Below are 18,959 nucleotides of genomic sequence, written 5' to 3'. Positions count from 1 at the left end.
TATCTCTTGATATTTCCCCCTTCGGAGGTTAGGGGGCTAATAAAAAAAGAGGCACTTTCGCACCTCTTTTCTATATTGATTATTTTCTGATATTCAATACTTTGATAATCTCACGATATCTGTTGATATCTTTCTTTTTCAAGTAATCCAACAAAGCTCTTCTTTTACCTACTAATAGTACAAGAGAACGCTCAGTGTTGTAATCGTGACGATTTTTTTTCAAATGCTCAGTTAAGTGTGCGATTCTGTAAGTGAACAATGCAATCTGACCTTCTGCACTTCCTGTGTTTGTAGCACCACCGTGTTGTGCAAAAATTTCTTCTTTCTTTTCTTTAGTTAAATACATTCCAATATTATTTAATGATTTTTATGTATGTCGTACATCTTTTGTAAGACGGGTGCAAAATTAGATTAAAAAAACAAAAGAATCAAACAAAAATAAAAGAATCTTAAAATAGATGTGTATAAAATCCTTTTTTACTGATTTGGAGTTAATTCCTGAGTTGAAATTTTTACTTTGCCATTATGGTTATTGGTAGTTTGTAAAGAGCTCTTACGGGAATCCCTCTGTTCTTTCCAGGATTCCATTTCTTTGCTTCTTTAATCAATTGTATTGCGTTTTCATCAATGCCATAACCAACGCCTTTTATTACTTTTGGTTCTACTAGATTTCCTTCTTCATCTACTATAAAGGTCATGTATATTTTTCCAGAAACTTTTCTGGCTTCAAAAGGAATGCGCATTGACTTTCCAATATAACTGTAGAATGAATTCATTCCATTCTTAGGACTTGGTTGAAGATATTTCGTGCCGTAAGAATGTTTTATGTTTAGAGAATCTGTGGTAATGCCAGAAACCAATTTCCCATTTTTATACATTTCAATGAAACTTGATTTTCTCCTAAAATCGCTTCCTTTCCAAGTGCCTTCTGGTTCGCCGTTTTTTATTTCTCCAGATTCTTCGCTGTTTTCACTTTTGTAACTGTAATATCCGTTTCCGTCCTTTACAATTTGTTCTTTTTCAGGGTTCCAAAAGTTATTTAGTTTGCCTTCAATACTGCCTTTTCCATCTTCAGGATAGTAAACCTCAGATTTTATATTTCCATTTTCGTACCAGTTATATTCTTTTCCTGATTTCTTTGAATTGACGTAGTTAACGGTGTATTTTTTATTTCCATTTTCATAATAAGAGACAGCCTGTCCCTCAATTTTCATAATATCTCTGTCTGTTGTAGTAGCAATAAATTTTATTTTTCCAGATTTGTAATAGTCTTTATAGATATAAGATTTTTTATCTGAGTAGTATTCTTCGATAAGTCTAGTGTATTTGTAATCTTCCTGAGTAGCTGGTACCCACATAGAATCTAAATAAATTAACTTATTAGCAATTACAGCATCTTGTGAAAATGCTTTTGTAGATAGTAAAACTAAAAATAAAATACGTAAAATTTGTTTCATAAAAGGGTTGGAAATAAAATCAAGCCAAAGTAATATTTTTAAGACAAATCAACAAAAGATTGAAATCAATAAATCAAAAAAAATCTAAGGCGGTTATTTTGACTTTGAAGCCCTTTTGCCACTCTGTTTTTCAGTTAAAGAAGAATATGAAGTTTTTACATTGTTGGCATCTACGCTCACTCCAGAGACTAAAACACCTTTCTCATAATTGTCGGTAAACGAAATATTTTTAGACGAATCATTTCCCTGCCAGATTCCTTGTTTTAAGCCATTTTTTATTTCTCCTTTTTGAGTTATAAATCCATTGGTTTCTTCATATTCGCCATTTCCGTCAGTTACAGTTTGTGTTTTATCTTCGTTCCAGCAATTAAGAATCAAGGTTTGAGACTTTTTTGTTTTCGGATCCCATGAATTCTGTTTCTCTGATTTTTTACTTTGGTTTTCGTACCAGTTGATTTCTTTGCCGTTTTTATGGTCTTCCGTATAATTTACAACCGATTCCTTTGCTCCATTTTTAAAGTAATAGATAAATTCTCCGTCTTTTTTTAAAATATCCCTGTCCAAAGTGCATCCGGTCATTTTTTTTCTTCCGTTTTTGTAGAAATCGGTTACTACATAACGCGCGCTCTTTTGAGAATAATTAGTAATTACTCTCATATACACGTATTTATCTGGAGTAGTTTCCTGATTTAAGGAGTCAAGGAAGATTTTTTTTGAAACAACATTGATTTGCGCAGATAGACTAACTGAAACTAAAAAATACAGTAAAAAGAAGATGTTTTTTTTCATTTAGAAACTATCTATTACAGTAAAAATACGGATTTTTTTAGAATAATTTAGCAACTTCTTGATTTACAAATTCTAAAAAGCGTTCGTCGGCTTCTGTAAAAGGATCAATAACGTGGCTGTCAATATCAATCTGCCCAATATTAACTCCATTTACGAATAGCGGAACCACGATTTCAGATTTAACGGTAAGGCTGCAAGCGATATAATTGTCTTGTGCTTTAACATCTGGAACCACAAAATTGGCATTGCTTTCTGCTACTTGTCCGCAGATTCCCTTTCCGAACGGAATCACCGTGTGGTCTGTTTCAGCACCAACATAAGGTCCTAAATGAAGCGTTTTGGCTTCGTGATTGGCAAAGTAAAATCCAACCCAGTTGTAATATTCTACGTTTTCGTTTAAAAGCTGGCACACTGCCAGCAGTTTTTCGTCTCTATTGGTAGCAGCAGTAGCGATAATCTCACTTACTTTTGGCTGTAATTCTTGAAATGTCATGGTATAAAAATTTTATACAAAAGTATTTAAAGCTGAAGTCAAAAAATACATAAATTTGAAAAAAAAATCTTTTGAAAAAGTATCTGATTCAGTTTAAGCCCTTTCTTAATTTTGTAGGCACTTTCTTTTTGGTCTACATTGTTCTGACAATACTGTATAAATTCTACCTAAATAGTTATGAAATAAATGATTTGGACGGAATTACGACTTTTGCTGGACATAACGTCGGGCAACTTTTGAGCCTTTTAAATTATGATGTTGTAATCCAGAAAAGTATCTCTGACCCATGGCTTGAAGTAATTTTTAAAGGAAAATATATAGTCCGGATAATTGAGGGCTGCAATGCGGTAAGTGTTATTATTTTGTTTGTTTCTTTTATCGCGGCATTTTCGGGAAAACTCAAAACAACTATCCTTTTTATATTTTTTGGAATTGTGTCGATTCATGTTTTAAATGTAATGCGAATTGCGTTCCTTACAGTGCTTATTTACTATTATCCGCAACATTCCCATTTTCTTCATGGAGTTGTTTTTCCGCTAATAATTTATGGTTTTGTGTTTGTTTTATGGTTGATATGGATCAATAATTTTTCGAAATATGCTTCAAAAAATCAGACAAAATAAAGTCAAAATCATAATTGCAATTGCCGTTATTTTTGGTTTTGCATTAATTCGTGGTTTCGAGAATACACTTTTTTACGATCCTTTTCTGGAATTTTTTAAATTGGATTTTAAAGATAAGCCTTTTCCCGAATTCGATGCTTTGCCTTTGTTTTCGGGATTGCTGCTGCGTTACACTTTAAACTCTGGCTTGTCTTTGATTTTGCTTTATTATTTATTTTTAGATAAAGAAATCTTAAAGTTTAGCTTGTTTTTATACCTCTTTTTTGGACTGTTGCTTTTTGGCTTTTTCTGTGCGATACTTTATTTTTTTCAAGATGCAAACTGGTTGCTTTTCTATGTTAGGCGATTCATTATTCAGCCTATTTTTTTATTGATTTTTATTCCGGCATTTTATTACCAGTTGCAGTATTCCAAAAAATAACATTTATTTTTGTTTTTTTCTGGCATCATTTTTAATAATTTTGCGGTATGAATTTTAAAAAGTGCACAGTATTACTTCTTGCTTTCCTGTTAATGGTCTCCAATATTGGGTTTGCTATTGATGTGCATTACTGCGGCGGAAAAATTGCCTCGGTTTCTTTAAATACAACCGTGAAAGCAGAACCTGAAAAAAAATGCTGCGGTTCTAAAGAAAAAAAGAATTCTTGTTGTAAAGACAAATTAGTTCAGATTGAGAAAAAGTCGGACGACGCAACTCTTAAGTTTTTCTTTTTGCAGTTCGAGTTTCCAGCTGTAATTCAGGATTATAAGCCATTTGTTTTTGCGGCTGTATCCAATTTTAAAAACAAAGAAGTCATTTCGTATTATTCTGATGCGAATGCACCTCCTTTATTCAAATTATACAATCAATACCTCTTTTATTCCTGATTTTAATGTTTAGAATCAAGCTTTTATAGCTTGTGCTGAACTGTTTCTGTCTATTTTATTACGAACAAGAAACAGCAATTTTCTAAATTATTAAAATCTTTTTTATGCAAAAAAATATCATGCTTTTTGTGATGTTGATGCTTTCTGTTTCTGCGCTTTCTCAGGAAGATTTAGACGAAGTAAAAATCACTAAAAAGCAAAAAGGGATAAAAAAATCCTATACGCTTACAGCAAATACATCTGTAATAACAAGCAAAGAACTTCTTAAAGCGGCTTGTTGCAATCTTGCCGAAAGTTTTGAAACCAATCCGTCAATTGATGTAAATTTTTCGGATGCGCTTACGGGTACCAAACAAATCAGAATGCTTGGCTTAACGAGTCCGTATTTAATGATAACCGAAGAAAACATTCCTTCTGTAAGAGGAGCTTCGCAGGCGTATGGTCTGTCGTTTACTCCTGGAACTTGGATTGAAAGCGTTCAGATAACTAAAGGAGCAGGAAGCGTTGTAAACGGGTATGAGAGTATTTCAGGACAAATTAATACAGAACTTTTAAAACCCTTAAACGACATTCCTTTTTTCCTGAATGTTTATGGCTCTACAGATGCACGTTTTGAGCTGAATACACATTTCAATAAAAAATTATCAGATAAGTGGGCGACAAGCCTTTTTGTTCACGGAAATACGCGTGTGGCAAAAAACGACATGAATGACGATGGTTTTTTGGATAATCCGTTAGGAAAACAAATTAACGTATTGAATCGTTATCAATATTATGATCCAGAAAGCGGTATTGTAAGTTTTATCAATTTCAGATATATGAATGATAAAAAACAGACAGGTGAGGTTGATTTTGATAAAGATCGCGACCGTGGCACTACAAATTACTGGGGTTCTGAAATCAATACAGAACGTTTTGATGTTTCTACCAAATTAGGTTATGTCTTTAAAGATATGCCTTATCAAAGCATTGGTTTTCAGAATGCTTTCAACAGTCATAAACAAGATTCTTATTTCGGACTCAATCAATATGACATCAAGCAAAACAGTTTTTATTCGAACTTGATTTTCAACTCGATTATCAGTAATACCATGAATAAATTTACTACAGGGCTGAATTTTTCATACGATCAATATCAGGAATTTGTAAATTTTACTGATTATAGTCGAATTGATAATTCTGTTGGGGCCTTTTTTGAATACACTTATGATAATACTGATAATTTCAGTTTGATTTTAGGAGGAAGAGTAGACAATCATAACAGACTTGGGGTTTTTGTTACGCCTAGATTGCACATGAGATACAATCCGTGGAAAAATGGTGTAATTCGTTTTTCTGCTGGAAGAGGAAAACGTTCTGCTAATATTTTTGCTGAGAATCAGCAGTTATTTGCAAGTTCACGAACTTTTTCGATACTAGATAACAGCGGAAAAATATATGGGCTAAATGCTGAAATTGCATGGAACTACGGTTTGAGTTTTTCTCAGAAATTCAAAATTTTCAATAAAAATGCAGAAGCCGGATTCGATTTTTACAGAACTGATTTTCAAAATCAGGCAGTTGTCGATTTAATGCAGAGTCCGCAGGAAGTTTTGTTTTATAATTTGAAAGGAAACTCATTTGCCAACAGTCTTCAGGTAGAATTTAATTATGAGCTTATTCGCAACCTTAATTTAAGAACAGCTTATAAATTTTACGATATTCAGACAGATTATCTTCGTGGCACATACCAGCGTCCGTTGCAGGCAAAACATCGTTTTCTTGGAAATCTAGAATACGAAACCAATACAGTAGACGACAAATTGTGGCGATTTGATTTTACATTCAATTGGACAGGAAAACAACAATTGCCTTACACCGCGTCTAATCCTGCAGAAGACCAATTCCCTGATTTTTCGCCTTCTTACGCTGTTATGAATGCCCAGGTGACAAAAGTTTTTTCTTCAGTTTTTGAAGTCTATTTAGGTGGAGAAAACATTGGAAATTACAAGCAAGAAAAAGCTGTTTTAGGAGCAGGAAATCCTTTTGGACCAAATTTTGATGCATCAATGGCGTATGCGCCTATATTCGGGCAAATGTATTATGCCGGATTGCGATTTAAGATCAAATAAACAATTTTAAAAACTAAAAATAAATAAGATGAGAAATTTAATTTTAACTGTCATGTTCGCTTTTTTAGGATTGTCTGTTCAGGCACAGACTAAAAAAAATAAGAATTTAAAATATGATACGGAAGTAAATGGTAATTGTGAGCAGTGCAAAAAACGTATCGAGAAAGCGGCGTTTGGAGTTCCGGGAGTAAAAATGGCTTCATGGGATGTAGATTCGCATAAATTATCTGTGGTTATGAATGAGGAAAAATCATCGACAACAGATTTGAATAATGCGATAGCAAAGGTCGGCCATGATACTAAGGAAGTTAAGGCAACCAAAGAAGCTTATGATAATCTTCACAGCTGCTGCAAGTACGAGAGACAGCAATAATTTTTTCAAGCCCAAGCATTGACTTGGGCTTTTTTTAATAGTTAATTTATTTTTAAAAAACCGCATTTTATTGTGGTTAAAGTAAATTATTGTTACTTTCACACATTTATAAAACAACCAAAATCATTTTATGAATAATTTCGACTGGACCCAATTAGTTAACCCTGAATTTTACATCACTTTAAGCGTCGGAGGTGTCCAGATTGGTCTCTTTATTGTCTTGTTTATTGTGTTTGCTGAAACGGGACTTTTTGCAGGGTTCTTTCTTCCGGGAGACAGTCTGCTTTTTTTGGCAGGGATTTATAGTAGGGATTTAATCGAAAATGTAGTTTATATTCCGGGAGATTTTATAAATGTATTTCTGCTTTCGACAGCTGTCGCAATTATGGGAGTTTTAGGTAATATGACCGGTTATTGGTTTGGAGCCAAAAGCGGCTATTATTTATTTAAAAAAGAAGATACTTTTTGGTTTAAAAAGAAATACTTGCTTCAGTCTAAAGACTTTTTTGAAAAGTACGGAGGAAAAGCTATTATTTATGCTCGTTTTCTTCCGATTTTTAGAACTTTTGCCCCAATCGTGGCTGGTATTGTTTCGATGGACAAGAAAAAATTTATGTTTTACAATATTTTAAGTTCTGTTCTTTGGTCTTTTATTTTAATTTTCGCAGGACATTATTTATATGGCGTGTTTTTAAAACAAGGAATAGATCTTAAAAAACATATCGAATACATCATTATCATCATCATTGTAATGTCAACGTTTCCGGTCTTATTAAAGCTTTTAAAGAAGAGACCAAAAGAACAGATATAAAAAATATACCTAAACTAAAAAATCCGAAGTCTTTTTAAAGCTTCGGATTTTTTTACGGTTATTTCTTAACAGTAGAAATTTATAGTTTGATAGGTTGAGTTGCCAATTTGTAAATCCTGCTGTTTAGTATTTAGAATTTAATAACGGGAATTGTTTAGATTACCATTCGTTAACCTTGTTCGCATCCATTTTGAGGAAAATGAACAGAAGTATAGTAAAGCCCCAAAGTCCCGAACCCCCATATGAAAAGAACGGAAGAGGCACACCGATTGTCGGGAAAATTCCAATTACCATTGCAATATTTACAAAAAAGTGAATGAATAGAATTCCGGCCACACAATGCCCGTAGACTCGGCTGAATTTTGTTTTCTGCCTTTCTGCCAAATAAATAATTCTTAATAGAAGACAAGTGAAAAGCACAATTACAACAAGAGAACCTGCAAATCCCCATTCTTCACCAACAGTTGTGAAAATATAATCGGTATGTTGCTCAGGTACAAAACCTCCTTTGGTCTGAGTTCCTTCAAGAAAACCTTTTCCGAGCCATCCTCCCGATCCAATTGCGATTTCAGACTGATTGGTGTTGTATCCAATTCCTTTCATGTCAACTGTTTTTCCTAGAAGGATATTAAAACGATCTCTGTGGTGCTGTTTAAATACGTTATCAAAAACATAATCAACAGAAAATACAAACGCCGAAATAATAACCAGTAGAATTGTACTTAGAATGATGTTTCTGTCAACAGCTCTTCCTTTAAAGTGAATGATAGCCAAAACGGCAAATGCGATTAAAATTACGACATAAGGTTCCAAAATCAAGGTCAAAACAAAGAGGACAATGGTTATAAACCCTGTCCATACATACCATGAAGGCAAACCTTCTCTGTACAATACTAAAATAAAGACACTATAAATAAGGGCGCTTCCGGGATCTGGTTGAGGTAAAATGAGTATAACCGGCAAAAGCATGATGGCTAGAGCCTGTATCTGCCTGTTTACTTCTTTTAAGTTGATTTGGGTGTCGCTGAGATATTTTGCCAATGCTAAAGAAGTAGCAGCTTTGGCAAATTCTGATGGTTGCAAGGTAAAACTTCCTATTGCATACCAGCATCGCTGGCCGGCAATTGTTTTTCCGAAAGCAAATAAACCGAGCAAGGATAGGAGAGAGACTCCAAAAATGATACTGGCGTATTTTTCATAAAATTTACCATCAACAAAAAGCACTACAAAAATCAACGGAATTGTACAGCCGATAAATATGAGCTGTTTTTGATAAGTTCCTTCTGTCGAAAGTAAAGAAGACGAATAGATATTGAGCCAGCCCAAAGTAACCAGCGCAATATAGATAAAGACACTTATCCAATCGATATTATTTTTTACACTTTGATTTTTCATTTGAAATAATCTTTGTTAGTTCTTTTTAGTAGTGTCTATTATTGTCTTTTTTGCTTCGGTTTTTGGTGATTCTGCCGTGGTTGTTTTTGGTTTAATGATTTTAGCTTGCAGAACAGAATCTTTTGGCACCGATTCGATTTTACTTGCTTCGTTCATTCCGCCCAATTTAGCGTATTCAGCCGCCAAACTTTTGTTTAAAACTCTTGTTTCAAGATCTGTTCTAGTAATCTTATGTCTTAAATACTTCTCAATCATCAAACTGGCAATTGGCCCCGCAACTGTTGCTCCAAAACCTCCATTTTCGATCATTACAGCGATAGCAATTTTTGGATTGTCTTTTGGTGCAAAAGCCACAAATATAGAGTGATCTTTTAGTTTTTCTCTTTTTCCATTAATTTTGGCATAATTCTCCGCAGTACCTGTTTTTCCGCAGATATCGATTCCATTTACTTTAAGGGCGTAAGCTGTTCCTTTGTTATAAACATCAAACAAACCGCTGATTACGGGAGGAAAATACTTTTTGTCAATAGTAGTTTCATGTTTTGTTGTGTATTTCGAATCAATATTTCTGCCTTCTATTTTTTTTATGATATGAGGCGTATAATAATAACCTTGGTTTGCGACTGTAGCCATCATATTGGCAAGCTGAATAGGAGTCATCAAAACCTCTCCTTGTCCAATTGCGTTAGATACAATCGTAGAACTTCTCCATCCTCCGTTAGGATAGATTCTTTTATATGTTTTAGATGTTGGAATGTTTCCTCGTTTACCCGTCGGCAAATCGTAACCCATAAACTGGCCTAAGCCGAAACTTTTTACGTGATCGCTCCAAACGTCTACTGCTTTACCTGGATCCCCATATTTGTTGATGGTTAACATATAGGCCTGTCCAAAATAAGTGTTGCAAGAATTATAAATCCCGTTATGAAGTTGATGAGGTCCAAAACCGTGACATTTCATAAAACGGCCTCCACCATAGCTAAATCCATGATGGCACATAAAAGTGGTTTGTTCATTGACCACACCTTCTTGCAAGGCAATTAATCCTGTCAAAATTTTGAACGGAGAGCCAGGAGGATATTCTGCTAAAAGTCCTCTGTCGTAAAGAGGTTTTGCGATAGAATCGTGATACAGTAAAGTATAATTCTTAGACCTTTGTCTGCCGACCAAAATACCAGGATCGTATGACGGAGCAGTTACCAATGCTAGAATTTCACCAGATTTTGGTTCAATTGCAACAATTCCGCCTCGTTTGTTGATCATTAATTCTTCACCGTATTTTTGGAGCTCAGCATCGATGGTTAGATTGATGTCTTCTCCAGCAACGGCAATCGTATCGTATTTTCCCTCTTTGTAAGCGCCGATTTCTCGGTTGTATTTATCTTTTTGAATGTATTTTACTCCTTTTATTCCGCGTAAAATTTCCTCATAGCTTTCTTCTACACCTTGTTTTCCAATCAAATCTCCGCTATTGTAGTATGGGTTCTTAGCAATTAATTTTTCATTAACCTGTGTAATAAAGCCAAAGATATTTGCGCCATAATCTACTTCGTAATCACGAAGAGAACGTTTTTGGAAATAAAACCCTTCGTATTTTCTGATTTTCTCTTGAAAAGCGGCGAATTCATTTTTGTTGAGTTGCGCTAAAAACACCGAAGGAAGGCGTGGGCTGTAAACTTTTGCCTTCTCGATTCTTTTATGGTATTCTTCAGGAGTGATGCTTAATAATTGGCAGAATTCGGCAACATTTAAATCTTCTTTGATTTCGCGCGGAATTACCATAATATCGTAAGAAGCCTGATTGGCTACCAATAATTTCCCGTTACGATCATAAATATATCCTCTTTCTGGATAATCGTAGACTTTTTTTATTGCATTGTTTTCTGATTTCAGTTTGAATGAATCGTCTATAATTTGCAAAAAGAAGATTCGAATCACTAGCAAAGATGCTGCAATAATAATTAAAGTGGGCAGCAGAACTTTTCTCATCGTTTATTAGGCTTAATAAGATAAATTATTATTATTGAAGTGATTATAGTCAAAATGGTGCTGAATAAGGTTCTGAGTAAGATATCCCATATAAATTTAAACTGGAACGCTTCAAGAACAAATAGCACTATATGATGCAACAGTACCGAAACCAATATAAAAGAAAATCTTTCTGGCGTGAGTGATTCGTTTAGTTTTATGGTCTGATATTCATAACTTAAGCCAAAAGAAAATTTAAAAATATAAGGCCTGTAATAAGCGAGTATAACACAGGCAGTAGCATGTGTTCCGCCCGAATTACAAAACATGTCCATTGAAAGTCCCAATAAAAAACTGGAGATAATGAGTCCTGTTTTATTACTGTTTACTGGATATAATATTATGTATAGGATGTAAGGAAAAGAGCTTATATATCCGAGAAAGTTCATGTTGTTGAAAATAACAACCTGAACTGCCAGAAGTATAATGAAACGAAAAATATTTACCAACAAAGCGCTACTCATCTTTTTCCTTGCTTTTGTTTTCTAAATTAATAAGTTCTTCTCTGCCTTTGCTTTTAATGATGTAAACATGTCCCAGATTGGTCATGTCGTTAAATAGTTTGACATTAATGACATAATAGCTGGTTCCTGTTTTTATGAAGATTTTGTCTACTGTACCAATGTTGATTCCTTCAGGAAAGATCACAGATTGTCCTCCAGTAACAATAGTGTCGCCCTTTCTTATAGAAGCAAGTCTAGGAACATCCTCAAGCTGTACAAATCCTGTGTTTTTTCCATTCCAGGTTAAAGACCCAAAATGGTTTGATTTTTTTATTTTGGCATTAATCTGAGACTTCATGTTTAAGATACTCACAACAGTAGAATAATTTGCCGAAGTATTGTCAACAACACCCACAATTCCCAAACTGTTGATTACTCCCATATCCTGTTTTACGCCTTCGTTTCTTCCAGAATTTAAGGTAATAAAGTTTTCGTGTGAATTGTAAGAGTTATGAATCACTTTAGAAACGATAATATCCGCAGGTTTCACCCCTTTAATTGTATCCGGAAGCGGCATTTTTGAAGTGTCTTCCTTATTAAATAATAAGCTTTTTAATCTTGCGTTCTCAAGTACAAGTTCGTCGTTTTCGGCTCTTAAATTCAAATATTCATTAACACGATTAATTCTTTCGTAAACACCTCCGCTTAAAAAATTAGCTGAATTGATTACTCTGCTTCTATGGTAAGAATGGGATTGGATTGTGAGACCTAACGAAATACCTAAAAGCAGCAAAAACAGCAATCGATTGCTGTTTCGTATAATAAAATTAAAAATTTGCTGCATTTCTTGTTTGGTTATTTTGTTTCAGGATATGCTTTTAGTTTCAAATTTTATTAGAGTTAAACATTAAAATTTAACCCTAATAAAAAATATATTATAATCTTAAACCTTACTTGATTAAGATGCTTTTGAATTTTGAAATGTTTTTAAGCGCCATTCCGGTTCCTCTTACAACAGCTCTTAACGGATCTTCAGCGATATAAACAGGAAGATCTGTTTTTTGAGAAATACGTTTATCAAGACCTCTAAGCATAGAACCTCCACCAGCTAGATAAATACCAGTATTGTAGATATCTGCTGCCAACTCTGGAGGAGTCTGTGATAATGTTTCCATTACGGCATCTTCAATACGCTGAATCGATTTATCAAGTGCTTTTGCGATTTCTCGATAAGAAACGTCTACTTGTTTTGGTTTACCGGTAAGCAAATCTCGACCTTGAACCGACATGTCTTCTGGCGGTCCGTCTAAGTCTTCGATAGCGGCTCCAATTTGAATTTTGATTTTCTCTGCAGTACTTTCCCCAACAAAAAGGTTGTGTTGTGTACGCATGTAATATACGATGTCGTTTGTAAAAACGTCACCCGCAATTTTTACAGATTTATCGCAAACAATACCTCCTAATGCTATTACAGCGATTTCTGTTGTACCACCTCCAATATCTACAATCATGTTTCCTTTTGGTTGCATGATGTCGATTCCGATACCGATTGCTGCAGCCATTGGCTCGTGAATCAAGTAAACTTCTTTTCCGTTTACACGCTCACAAGACTCTTTTACAGCACGCATCTCAACCTCGGTAATTCCAGACGGAATACAAACTACCATTCTCAAAGCTGGCGTAAACATTCTCTTTTTTAATGCTGGAATGCTTTTAATGAACATATTGATCATTTTTTCCGAAGCGTCAAAATCGGCGATTACACCATCTTTTAAAGGCCTTATGGTCTTAATGTTTTCATGCGTTTTACCTTGCATCATATTGGCTTCTTTACCAACAGCGATGATTTTGCCTGATACTCTATCACGTGCCACGATAGAAGGGCTGTCAATGACAACCTTATCATTATGAATGATTAAAGTGTTTGCGGTACCAAGGTCTATCGCAATATCCTCGGTCATGAAATCAAAAAATCCCATATATTTGTTAGGGGTTTAAAATGTTATAAATTATTTTGAACAAAGTTAAACAAATTAATGTTTAAAATGACGCGTTCCTGTAAATACCATTGCAAGATTATTTTCATTGCAATAATTTATACTTAATTCGTCTTTGATTGAACCTCCTGGCTGAATTACAGCTGTTATTCCAGCTTTTTTTGCCAATTCTACACAGTCAGGAAACGGGAAAAACGCATCACTCGCCATAGAAGCGCCGTTTAAGTCAAATCCAAATGCTTTTGCTTTGTCTACAGCTTGTATTAAAGCATCTACTCTCGAGGTCTGACCTGTTCCTGATGAAATTAGGGTTCCGTTTTTTGCAAACACAATTGTATTTGATTTTGTGTTTTTGCAAATTTTAGAAGCAAAAATTAAATCTTCTATTTCCTGAGCGGTTGGTTCAGTTATAGTAACGGTTTTTAAATGCTCTTTATTATCCGTAATGTTATTTCTGTCTTGAATTAACAATCCGTTAAGACAAGTTCTTACTTGTTTTGATGGCAATTCAACTTCATTTTGAACTAAAATGATTCTATTTTTCTTTTCTTGTAAAACTGTAACTGCTCCATCATCATAAGCAGGAGCAATAACAACTTCGCAGAATAGTTTGTTGATTTCTTCGGCTGTTTCTAAATCAATTTTGGTATTAGAAATCAATACTCCTCCAAATGCAGAAGTAGGGTCGCAAGCCAAAGCAGCCAGATACGCTTCACTGATTGTTTTTCTTGAAGCCAAACCGCAGGCGTTGTTGTGTTTTAAAATAGCAAATGTTGGTCCGTCTGTCTTAAACTCGGCAATTAAGTTTACAGCTGCGTCAACATCTAAAAGGTTGTTGTATGATAATTCTTTGCCGTGAAGTTTATTAAACATGGCATCAAAATCTCCAAAGAAAAACCCTTTTTGATGCGGGTTTTCACCATATCTTAAAACCTGCCCGTTAGAAATGCTTTCTTTGTAAATCGTTTCGTCTGTATTGAAATAATTAAAAATAGCACCGTCATAATGAGAAGAAACATTAAAAGCTTTTGATGCAAATAATCTTCTGTTCTCAAGAGTTGTAGCACCATTTTGTTCTGTAATTAAATCCAAAAACAATTGGTATTCGTTCATAGAAGGAACAATTACAGTGTCTTTGAAATTTTTTGCAGCCGCACGGATTAATGAAATACCTCCGATATCAATTTTTTCGATAATATCCTGCTCGCTTGCTCCAGATGCAACAGTTTTTTCAAATGGGTACAAATCTACAATCACCAAGTCGATTTGAGGGATGTCAAACTCTTTCATTTGCTGCACATCGCTTTCGTTGTCCTGACGGTTCAAAATACCTCCGAAAATTTTAGGGTGAAGTGTTTTTACTCGTCCGCCCAAAATTTCTGGAAAAGCTGTTATGTCTTCAACCGGAACTACAGGAATTCCAAGGTTTTTAATAAAATCTTCGGTTCCTCCAGTCGAATAAATGGTCACATTTTGTTCGTGTAATTTCTTAACAATCGGCTCTAAGCCATCTTTAGAAAAAACCGAAATTAATGCTGATTGTATTGTTTTAGTTGTACTCATTGTGTAGTTATGTTTTTCAGTCTGCAAAAGTAGTTTTTTTATATATTATTTTAAAAAAAATTAATGTAACAAAATGCTAAAAAAATCTACTGATGAGTAAGTTAACTTTTATTAGGTTTTTATTTCTAAATTATTGAATTTTACTTTATTGAAAAATACAAAAATATGCTTCTTTATCTAAGATTATTAAAAGAAAGTTTAGGCTTTGCCATTAATGCTTTACGCAATAATAAACTGCGAACTTTGTTGTCGCTGTTGGGCGTTACAATTGGTATTTTTTCGATCATAGCAGTGTTGGCGGCAGTTGATTCTTTGGATAAAAAAATCTCTAAAGATTTGAGTAGTTTAGATAAGAACACGATTTATCTAATGAAATTCAGTTTTGGGCCTTCAGAAATTCCACAGTGGAAGAGAGAACAGTTTCCAAATGTGAAATATGACGAATATGTCGGATTGAAAAATTCAATGAATAATACAGATCAAGTCGGGTATCAGCTTTTTGTAAGCCACGAAACGCTGAAATACGATTCGAGAACTGTTGCTGATGTAAATATTATTCCGTCATCTTCTGAAATGGTAGATATTGATGGATTAACTTTTGATAAAGGAAGGTTTTACAATGAATCTGAATCCAATTCTGGAACTCCTGTTATTGTTTTAGGATATGATATTGCAGAAGGTCTTTTTGCAGGAACTGATCCTATAGGGAAAAATATTCGGCTGTATGGGCAGCGTTTTACGGTTATTGGCGTCATGGCGAAACAAGGAGCTGGTTTTTTTGGAGACAGCAACGATACGTCGGTTTATCTGCCAGCTAATTTTTTACGTCGCATGTATGGTGACAGCGATGCCATGACGCCAGTTATTGTTTTGAAGCCTACAAAAGGAGTAGATATGGATGCTTACAAAGCCGAAGTGTCTCAAAAACTTCGTGCCATCCGTGGTATAAAAGCAGGCGAAATGGATAATTTCTTTATTAATGTTCTTTCTGGTTTTACCGATTTTATAGACGGAATTATTGGTCAGATGAATGTTGTAGGATGGATCATCAGTGGTTTTTCTCTTTTGGTAGGTGGTTTTGGAATTGCGAATATTATGTTTGTTTCGGTAAAAGAACGGACTAATCTAATCGGGATTCAAAAATCATTGGGAGCAAAAAATAAATTTATTTTATTCCAATTTTTGTTTGAAGCCATAATTTTATCTGTTATCGGTGGTATTATTGGTCTGTTAATGGTTTGGGGTATTGCATTCGGCTTGACCAAACTTCTGGATTTTGAATTTGTATTGAGTTTTGGAAATATAATTTTAGGAACTGTTTTGGCCGCTATAATTGGATTGATTTCGGGAATTCTTCCAGCGATTTCTGCAGCTAATTTGGATCCTGTTGAGGCTATTCGAACAGGGATGTAGGTTTTTAAAAGATGCTGAGTTTTTTAGTTACAAAGTTACAGAGTGACAAAGTGGCAAAGGTTTTTTCTAGAGATTGTAAGTTGACTGATTAGCTATGATTTTAAAAATATAAATTCCATAGGAATGAATCATTTTGTAGCAACGGATTTCAATCCGTTGAATAATGAAACCACACGATGAAATAAGTTCCGTAGGAACGAGGGATATTCTTATTTGTTGCTTGTAAGTTTAATCTTTGTTTTATCTCATTTTATGGAGTCAGGATAATAGTAGATATTTCTGTTTTGATTGTTTTTATATTTTAAAACAGTGTCTTCTTCTTGAGTAGTTCTTCCGATAATGTAAGGGTCAATTTTTTTGTGTTTAGGAATTCAAGAAATAAGGGATTTTTAATTGTATCATTTTGAGAAGCATAAAATATATCTTCAAGATTAGATTCGATCAATAGTTTGATTTCACTTATATAACTTATATGGTTTAAAATAAAAAATCCCAAGAAGCTATTTTCTTGAGATTTTGTGTTTTTTTAAAATAGTCTTAAAAACTATTTTCTAATATCATTATTCTGAATCAAATCGATATATAAGTTGATCTTATCTTTCAATTCTTTTCTAGGCGTGATAAAGTCTAAGAAACCGTGCTCTAATAAGAACTCAGCAGTTTGGAAACCTTCTGGCAAATCTTTTCCTGTAGTGTCACGAACAACACGCGGACCAGCAAAACCAATCAAAGCGCCTGGCTCAGAGATGTTGATGTCTCCTAACATTGCGTAAGATGCAGTTGTTCCTCCGGTTGTTGGGTCTGTACATAGAGAGATATAAGGTAATTTAGCTTCCGCTAATTGAGCTAGTTTTACAGAAGTTTTTGCTAATTGCATTAAAGAATAAGCAGCTTCCATCATACGAGCTCCACCAGATTTAGAAATCATTACAAAAGGCAATTTGTTTTTGATGGCGTGATCAATACCTCTTGCAATTTTTTCACCTACAACCGCCCCCATAGATCCTCCGATAAAAGCAAAATCCATACAGCAGATTACAAGTTCTCTTCCTTTAGATTTTCCTACTCCGGTACGAACAGCATCTTTAAGATGAGTTTTCTCCATTACATCTTTCAATCTTTCTGCATATTTCTTTGTGTCCACAAAGTGCAAAGGATCTTTGGATGTCATGTTTTTATCTAACTCAACAAATTCGTTGTTGTCGAATAAAATTTCAAAATAGGTTGCGCTTCCAATTCGAACGTGAAAATCATCTTCAGGGCTAACGAATAAATTTCTCGCTAATTCGTCAGCGTCAATAATTTTTCCAGTAGGAGATTTGTACCACAATCCTTTCGGAACGTCCATCTTGTCTTCTGTCGCGGTCGTAATCCCTTTTTCTTGTCTTTTAAACCAAGCCATTTCTTTTAGTATTCAGTGTTCAGTAATAAAATTTCAGTGTTCAGTTGTATTCAGTTTTAAGTATTCAAACTGAACACTTAAAACTGTACACTGATTACTTTTTTATAACGTGTTTACGTTATTTAAATCAGCAAAAGCTTGTTCCAATCTTGCGTTGAAAGTTACTTCGCTTTCACGAACCCATTTTCTTGGGTCATAGTATTTTTTGTTTGGAGCATCTGGACCTTCTGGGTTACCAATTTGAGTTTTTAGGTACTCAATATTGTTTACCATATAGTCACGGATTCCCTCAGTGTATGCAAATTGTAAATCGGTATCGATGTTCATTTTGATAACTCCGTAACCGATAGCTTCTCTAATTTCTTCTAGTGTAGAACCTGAACCTCCGTGGAAAACGAAATCAACAGGATTATGTCCTGTGTTGAATTTGCTTTGTACGAAATCCTGAGAATTTTTTAAGATTTTTGGAGTTAATTTTACGTTTCCTGGTTTGTAGACACCGTGAACGTTTCCGAAAGCAGCAGCAATCGTAAATTTAGGGCTTACTTTAGAAAGTTCTTCGTAAGCATATGCTACTTCTTCTGGCTGTGTATATAATTTTGAGCTGTCAACATCAGAGTTGTCAACACCATCTTCTTCACCACCTGTAATACCAAGCTCGATTTCCAATGTCATGCCCATTTTGCTCATTCTAGCTAAATATTCTTTGCAGATCTCGATATTTTCTTCGATTGGCTCCTCAGACAAATCGATCATATGAGAACTGAATAATGGTTTTCCTGTTTCTGCGAAATGTTTTTCAGAAGCATCTAACAAACCATCAATCCAAGGTAATAGTTTTTTTGCGCAGTGATCAGTATGAAGAATTACAGTTGCGCCGTAAGCTTCTGCTAATGTGTGAATGTGTTTTGCTCCAGCGATTCCACCAGCGATAGCTGCTTTTTCTCCGGCATTAGATAACCCTTTTCCAGCGTTGAATTGTGCTCCTCCATTAGAAAACTGAATAATTACTGGTGCATTTAATTTCGCTGCAGTTTCAAGAACTCCATTGATTGTGCTTGATCCAGTAACATTTACTGCTGGTAAAGCAAACCCTTTTTCTTTCGCATAATTAAAGATCTCCTGAACCTGATCTCCCGTAGCTACTCCCGGTTTGATGTTGTGTGCCATTTTAATTTTTTTTATAGTTGTTTT

The 18,959-nt window shown here is 34.5% G+C and carries 19 protein-coding genes; 7 read left to right on the top strand and 12 right to left on the bottom strand.

The window, feature by feature from the left end; translation table 11 throughout:
- Positions 1-79: 79 nt before the first annotated feature.
- The 4 genes from rpsO to E0W73_RS06770 all read right to left on the bottom strand — a co-directional run bounded on the left by rpsO (position 80) and on the right by E0W73_RS06770 (position 2,739).
- Positions 80-346 carry a 30S ribosomal protein S15 gene (gene rpsO / locus E0W73_RS06785; RefSeq protein WP_135221337.1) on the bottom strand — a complete coding sequence of 89 codons (267 nt, stop codon included), beginning with the start codon at positions 344-346 and terminating at the stop codon, positions 80-82.
- Between the two features lie 166 nt (positions 347-512).
- On the bottom strand, positions 513-1,457 hold the full coding sequence (locus E0W73_RS06780) for an energy transducer TonB (protein WP_135221336.1): 945 nt from the start codon (positions 1,455-1,457) through the stop codon (positions 513-515).
- Between the two features lie 93 nt (positions 1,458-1,550).
- Positions 1,551-2,246 (bottom strand): toxin-antitoxin system YwqK family antitoxin, encoded by a 696-nt coding sequence (locus tag E0W73_RS06775; RefSeq protein WP_135221335.1) that lies wholly within the window; start codon positions 2,244-2,246, stop codon positions 1,551-1,553.
- A 37-nt stretch (positions 2,247-2,283) separates the two neighbouring features.
- Entirely contained in the window at positions 2,284-2,739 is a 456-nt protein-coding gene (locus E0W73_RS06770; RefSeq protein WP_135221334.1) for a GAF domain-containing protein, read from the bottom strand.
- Positions 2,740-2,810: 71 nt separating this feature from the next.
- Here E0W73_RS06770 and xrtF point away from each other — a divergent pair, with 71 nt between their 5' ends.
- From xrtF to E0W73_RS06740, 6 genes are all read left to right on the top strand, one after another.
- Positions 2,811-3,362, top strand: a complete 552-nt coding sequence (xrtF, locus tag E0W73_RS06765) for an exosortase family protein XrtF (protein WP_135221333.1) — start codon at positions 2,811-2,813, stop codon at positions 3,360-3,362.
- Positions 3,337-3,783: an exosortase F system-associated membrane protein gene (locus E0W73_RS06760; protein WP_135221332.1), complete on the top strand. Its 447-nt coding sequence runs from the start codon at positions 3,337-3,339 to the stop codon at positions 3,781-3,783. The genes xrtF and E0W73_RS06760 overlap by 26 nt, the downstream gene beginning before the upstream one ends.
- Positions 3,784-3,830: 47 nt before the next feature.
- Complete coding sequence (locus E0W73_RS06755) at positions 3,831-4,229, top strand: HYC_CC_PP family protein (protein WP_135221331.1); 399 nt, start codon at positions 3,831-3,833, stop codon at positions 4,227-4,229.
- A 104-nt stretch (positions 4,230-4,333) separates the two neighbouring features.
- Positions 4,334-6,340 carry a TonB-dependent receptor plug domain-containing protein gene (locus E0W73_RS06750; protein ID WP_135221330.1) on the top strand — a complete coding sequence of 669 codons (2,007 nt, stop codon included), beginning with the start codon at positions 4,334-4,336 and terminating at the stop codon, positions 6,338-6,340.
- Between the two features lie 28 nt (positions 6,341-6,368).
- On the top strand, positions 6,369-6,713 hold the full coding sequence (locus E0W73_RS06745; protein ID WP_135221329.1) for a heavy-metal-associated domain-containing protein: 345 nt from the start codon (positions 6,369-6,371) through the stop codon (positions 6,711-6,713).
- A 130-nt stretch (positions 6,714-6,843) separates the two neighbouring features.
- Entirely contained in the window at positions 6,844-7,524 is a 681-nt protein-coding gene (locus E0W73_RS06740) for a DedA family protein (protein WP_135221328.1), read from the top strand.
- Between the two features lie 159 nt (positions 7,525-7,683).
- Here the strand turns inward: E0W73_RS06740 and rodA are convergent, their stop codons facing one another.
- The 6 genes from rodA to purH form a co-directional block, all read right to left on the bottom strand.
- Positions 7,684-8,919, bottom strand: a complete 1,236-nt coding sequence (gene rodA / locus E0W73_RS06735; protein ID WP_135221327.1) for a rod shape-determining protein RodA — start codon at positions 8,917-8,919, stop codon at positions 7,684-7,686.
- Positions 8,920-8,934: 15 nt separating this feature from the next.
- Complete coding sequence (mrdA, locus tag E0W73_RS06730; protein WP_135221326.1) at positions 8,935-10,908, bottom strand: penicillin-binding protein 2; 1,974 nt, start codon at positions 10,906-10,908, stop codon at positions 8,935-8,937.
- Positions 10,905-11,411: a rod shape-determining protein MreD gene (locus E0W73_RS21560; RefSeq protein WP_135221325.1), complete on the bottom strand. Its 507-nt coding sequence runs from the start codon at positions 11,409-11,411 to the stop codon at positions 10,905-10,907. The genes mrdA and E0W73_RS21560 overlap by 4 nt, the downstream gene beginning before the upstream one ends.
- A complete protein-coding gene (gene mreC, locus E0W73_RS06720) occupies positions 11,404-12,234 on the bottom strand; it encodes a rod shape-determining protein MreC (RefSeq protein WP_135221324.1) in 831 nt (276 codons plus the stop codon). Before mreC ends, E0W73_RS21560 begins: the two co-directional genes overlap by 8 nt.
- A 106-nt stretch (positions 12,235-12,340) precedes the next feature.
- The gene (locus E0W73_RS06715) at positions 12,341-13,369 is read right to left on the bottom strand and encodes a rod shape-determining protein (RefSeq protein ID WP_135221323.1); all 1,029 of its coding nucleotides are present in this window, start codon (positions 13,367-13,369) and stop codon (positions 12,341-12,343) included.
- Between the two features lie 54 nt (positions 13,370-13,423).
- Complete coding sequence (gene purH / locus E0W73_RS06710) at positions 13,424-14,950, bottom strand: bifunctional phosphoribosylaminoimidazolecarboxamide formyltransferase/IMP cyclohydrolase (RefSeq protein WP_135221322.1); 1,527 nt, start codon at positions 14,948-14,950, stop codon at positions 13,424-13,426.
- A 165-nt stretch (positions 14,951-15,115) separates the two neighbouring features.
- Between purH and E0W73_RS06705 the strand changes: the two genes are divergently transcribed.
- Positions 15,116-16,363, top strand: coding sequence for an ABC transporter permease (locus E0W73_RS06705; RefSeq protein ID WP_135221321.1), 1,248 nt, complete (start codon positions 15,116-15,118; stop codon positions 16,361-16,363).
- A 544-nt stretch (positions 16,364-16,907) separates the two neighbouring features.
- On the opposite strand, the gene accD is transcribed toward E0W73_RS06705, so the two are convergent.
- Both accD and fbaA read right to left on the bottom strand, forming a co-directional pair.
- The gene (gene accD, locus E0W73_RS06700) at positions 16,908-17,765 is read right to left on the bottom strand and encodes an acetyl-CoA carboxylase, carboxyltransferase subunit beta (RefSeq protein WP_135221320.1); all 858 of its coding nucleotides are present in this window, start codon (positions 17,763-17,765) and stop codon (positions 16,908-16,910) included.
- A gap of 102 nt (positions 17,766-17,867) precedes the next feature.
- Positions 17,868-18,935, bottom strand: coding sequence for a class II fructose-bisphosphate aldolase (fbaA, locus tag E0W73_RS06695; protein ID WP_008466540.1), 1,068 nt, complete (start codon positions 18,933-18,935; stop codon positions 17,868-17,870).
- Between the last annotated feature and the right edge of the window lie 24 nt (positions 18,936-18,959).

Source organism: Flavobacterium foetidum (assembly GCF_004634245.1).
Lineage (GTDB): Bacteria > Bacteroidota > Bacteroidia > Flavobacteriales > Flavobacteriaceae > Flavobacterium > Flavobacterium foetidum.
The sequence above is the reverse complement of the archived record's forward strand: the minus strand, read 5'-3'. Positions and strand labels throughout refer to the sequence as shown.

Excerpts from the sequence above, each read along its gene's own strand:
- rpsO (WP_135221337.1), bottom strand. The coding sequence starts at position 346 with ATGTATTTAACTAAAGAAAAGAAAGAAGAAATTTTTGCACAACACGGT.
- E0W73_RS06780 (WP_135221336.1), bottom strand. The coding sequence starts at position 1,457 with ATGAAACAAATTTTACGTATTTTATTTTTAGTTTTACTATCTACAAAA.
- E0W73_RS06775 (WP_135221335.1), bottom strand. The coding sequence starts at position 2,246 with ATGAAAAAAAACATCTTCTTTTTACTGTATTTTTTAGTTTCAGTTAGT.
- E0W73_RS06770 (WP_135221334.1), bottom strand. The coding sequence starts at position 2,739 with ATGACATTTCAAGAATTACAGCCAAAAGTAAGTGAGATTATCGCTACT.
- E0W73_RS06760 (WP_135221332.1), top strand. The coding sequence starts at position 3,337 with ATGCTTCAAAAAATCAGACAAAATAAAGTCAAAATCATAATTGCAATT.
- E0W73_RS06755 (WP_135221331.1), top strand. The coding sequence starts at position 3,831 with ATGAATTTTAAAAAGTGCACAGTATTACTTCTTGCTTTCCTGTTAATG.
- E0W73_RS06750 (WP_135221330.1), top strand. The coding sequence starts at position 4,334 with ATGCAAAAAAATATCATGCTTTTTGTGATGTTGATGCTTTCTGTTTCT.
- E0W73_RS06745 (WP_135221329.1), top strand. The coding sequence starts at position 6,369 with ATGAGAAATTTAATTTTAACTGTCATGTTCGCTTTTTTAGGATTGTCT.
- E0W73_RS06740 (WP_135221328.1), top strand. The coding sequence starts at position 6,844 with ATGAATAATTTCGACTGGACCCAATTAGTTAACCCTGAATTTTACATC.
- rodA (WP_135221327.1), bottom strand. The coding sequence starts at position 8,919 with ATGAAAAATCAAAGTGTAAAAAATAATATCGATTGGATAAGTGTCTTT.
- mrdA (WP_135221326.1), bottom strand. The coding sequence starts at position 10,908 with ATGAGAAAAGTTCTGCTGCCCACTTTAATTATTATTGCAGCATCTTTG.
- E0W73_RS21560 (WP_135221325.1), bottom strand. The coding sequence starts at position 11,411 with ATGAGTAGCGCTTTGTTGGTAAATATTTTTCGTTTCATTATACTTCTG.
- mreC (WP_135221324.1), bottom strand. The coding sequence starts at position 12,234 with ATGCAGCAAATTTTTAATTTTATTATACGAAACAGCAATCGATTGCTG.
- E0W73_RS06715 (WP_135221323.1), bottom strand. The coding sequence starts at position 13,369 with ATGGGATTTTTTGATTTCATGACCGAGGATATTGCGATAGACCTTGGT.
- purH (WP_135221322.1), bottom strand. The coding sequence starts at position 14,950 with ATGAGTACAACTAAAACAATACAATCAGCATTAATTTCGGTTTTTTCT.
- E0W73_RS06705 (WP_135221321.1), top strand. The coding sequence starts at position 15,116 with ATGCTTCTTTATCTAAGATTATTAAAAGAAAGTTTAGGCTTTGCCATT.
- accD (WP_135221320.1), bottom strand. The coding sequence starts at position 17,765 with ATGGCTTGGTTTAAAAGACAAGAAAAAGGGATTACGACCGCGACAGAA.
- fbaA (WP_008466540.1), bottom strand. The coding sequence starts at position 18,935 with ATGGCACACAACATCAAACCGGGAGTAGCTACGGGAGATCAGGTTCAG.